Genomic DNA, 2,757 nt, shown 5'->3' on the forward strand with positions numbered 1-2,757 from the left:
CCTTCTCCCTACTCCCCACTCCCTACCCTCTCACTTCCGTCAATGTCATTGCTTCGGGAATCACTGATGGAGTAACTGGTAAAGGTTGATGGAGGCGAATGAGTTGGGCGAGGGTTTTCTTAAGCTGGGTGCGGGGTACAATTGCATCAATGAAGCCGTGTTGAAGGAGGTATTCAGACGTTTGGAAATCGTCTGGTAATTTTTCTCTGAGGGTTTGTTCAATCACTCTCCGTCCGGCAAAGCCTATAGTTGCTTTGGGTTCTGCTATGATAATGTCTCCTAACATGGCAAAGCTAGCCGTCACTCCGCCCATGGTTGGGTGAGTCAGGATGGGGATGTAAAGCTGTCCTTCTTCTCGATGACGCTCCAATGCTCCTGAGATTTTCGCCATCTGCATTAGACTTAACATCCCTTCTTGCATTCTGGCTCCGCCAGAGGCACAGACAATAATTACGGGTAAGCGGCGGAGAGTGGCTTGTTCGATGATACGGGTAAGTTTTTCCCCCACCACCGAACCCATACTGCCTCCCATAAAGCTGAAATCCATCACTCCCAAGCCAATGGGCAATCCATCAAGCTTACCAATACCAGTTTGGACGGCATCGGTTAGCTTCGTTTTGTCTTGGTATTCCCTTAGTCTGTCACTGTAGGATTTGCGATCGCGGAATTTCAAGGGATCTGTAGGTCGAACTTCTTCATCAATGGGCATCCAGGTATTAGCATCGATGAGTTGGTGAATTCGTTCTTCACTATAAACCCGGATATGATGATCGCATTCCAGGCAGACCATTTGATTCGATCTAAGATCTTTGGTGTAAGCGAGGACACCACAAGCCTCGCACTTACTCCACAACCCATCGGCAATCTCACGTTCTGAACGTTGGTGATTGTTTGGTTCTGATTTCCGTCGGTTGGCAAACCAATCGAATAAAGACATGAAGATGTTAAATTCCTTTGTTTATTTATCTATTATCTGACGCTTCTTGTGGATCTTCTTCTGGAGAACTTAACAAAAGTAAAGCTGTCCATCTGTCTTGGGAGCGTACTTGCAATGCGGCTGGACTACCTGCGCCAAAATAGGACGGTATCCCCAAATCGAGTATCCGACAGGGGATGTCGTGTGAGGCTAGTACCTGCTGCATCAGATCGGCTTCCCAGCGAGCATTGGTTGTTTTTAGGGTTACCCAGGTAATCAAAAGAAACAGGGTATCGCGTTGATAGAGCTATTTTACCGAAAAATTGGGACGATTAACCCTAAGATTATCTAGGTCTAGTTCTCAGTTTTCAATTAAAACTTAAAACTCAAAACTCTCTTCCCCACTCCCCACTCCCTATTTCCCTACTCCCTCCGCTATCCTAAAAGAAGTCCCCCTAGTAAAATACCCGCCCATTAAACGATGACTCAACAACCAACCCGCATCTGTATTCTCGGTGGAGGCTTTGGGGGGCTTTATACTGCCCTGCGTTTGAGCCAGCTTCCTTGGGAAAAATCGCAGCAACCGGAAATTATTTTAGTCGATCGCAACGATCGCTTTCTATTTTTACCACTTCTGTACGAATTAGTTACAGGGGAACTCCAAACCTGGGAAATTGCTCCACCATATCAAGAATTGTTAGCAAACACGGGTGTACGCTTCATTCAGGCTACCGTAACGGGAATTGATGTGGAAGCGCGACGGGTACAGCTCCAAGATGGTTTAGAATTAAATTGCGATCGCCTAGTTTTAGCTTTAGGCGGTGAAACCCCTGTAGATAAAGTATCTGGTGCGGCTGAATTTGCGATTCCTTTCCATTCCCTATCCCACGCCTATCGTTTAGAAGAAAGGTTGCGTATTTTAGAAGAGTCGGAAGCAGAGAAAATCAGAGTTGCTGTTGTCGGCGGCGGTTACAGTGGAGTGGAAATAGCCTGTAAAGTAGCAGAAAGATTATCGGAAAGGGGCAGGGTAAGGATTGTCGAAAGAGGAGATAAAATTCTCGGTACTTCTGGTGATTTTAATCGAGAAGCAGCCCGAAAAGCTTTGGATGAGCGCAATATCTGGATTGATTTGGAAACTGAAGTCCAATCAATTAGCTCTGACAAGATTTCTCTATTATATAAAGGACAGGTAGATACAATTCCTGTCAATATAGTTTTGTGGACAGTAGGGAATAGTTTATCACCAATTATATCTGCCCTGCCACTCAAACAGAGTCAGCGAGGTAAACTGATAATAACACCAACCCTCCAAGTAATTGACTATCCAGAAATATTTGCTTTGGGAGATCTTGTAGACTGTCAAGATGCTACAGGCGAACAAATTGCCAATACTGCTCAATCCGCATTCCAGCAAGCCGATTATACCGCATGGAATATCTGGGCATCTCTCACCAATCGTCCTCTGTTACCTTTCCGCTATCAGCATTTAGGCGAAATGATGACTTTGGGTACAGATAATGCTACGCTTACAGGCTTAGGATTGCAGTTAGATGGACCATTAGGCTACCTACTTCGCCGTCTGATTTATCTCTACCGAATGCCTACTTTAGATCATCAGTTAAAAGTAGGCTTTAATTGGATAGCTCAACCTTTGTTAGATTTATTGGCTGGGAAATAAGTTAGTTGTTGGTTGTTGGTTGTTAGTTATTAGTTATTAGTTGTTGGTTGTTAGTTATTAGTTGTTGGGTGTATTACCCTTTGCTAACGCACCATTACTAGAATCTATCTGGGAGCATCCCGAGAAAGGAAGAAATGCAGGTTGTATTCTTGCTCCCCCCTTT

3 protein-coding genes are annotated in these 2,757 nt (G+C 44.7%); 1 reads left to right on the forward strand and 2 read right to left on the reverse strand.

The genetic code is table 11. The features are described from left to right. Positions 1-22: 22 nt before the first annotated feature. Together accD and NJ959_RS28145 are read right to left on the reverse strand one after the other, a co-directional pair. A complete protein-coding gene (accD, locus tag NJ959_RS28140; RefSeq protein ID WP_254015068.1) occupies positions 23-937 on the reverse strand; it encodes an acetyl-CoA carboxylase, carboxyltransferase subunit beta in 915 nt (304 codons plus the stop codon). A gap of 25 nt (positions 938-962) precedes the next feature. Continuing rightward, on the reverse strand, positions 963-1,193 hold the full coding sequence (locus NJ959_RS28145; protein ID WP_254015070.1) for a putative signal transducing protein: 231 nt from the start codon (positions 1,191-1,193) through the stop codon (positions 963-965). 204 nt (positions 1,194-1,397) lie between these two features. On the opposite strand from NJ959_RS28145, the gene NJ959_RS28150 reads away from it, so the two are divergent. Next, positions 1,398-2,594 (forward strand): NAD(P)/FAD-dependent oxidoreductase, encoded by a 1,197-nt coding sequence (locus NJ959_RS28150; RefSeq protein WP_254015069.1) that lies wholly within the window; start codon positions 1,398-1,400, stop codon positions 2,592-2,594. Positions 2,595-2,757 lie beyond the last annotated feature (163 nt).

Source organism: Limnofasciculus baicalensis BBK-W-15 (assembly GCF_024178385.1).
Classification (GTDB): Bacteria; Cyanobacteriota; Cyanobacteriia; order Cyanobacteriales; family Coleofasciculaceae; genus Limnofasciculus; species Limnofasciculus baicalensis.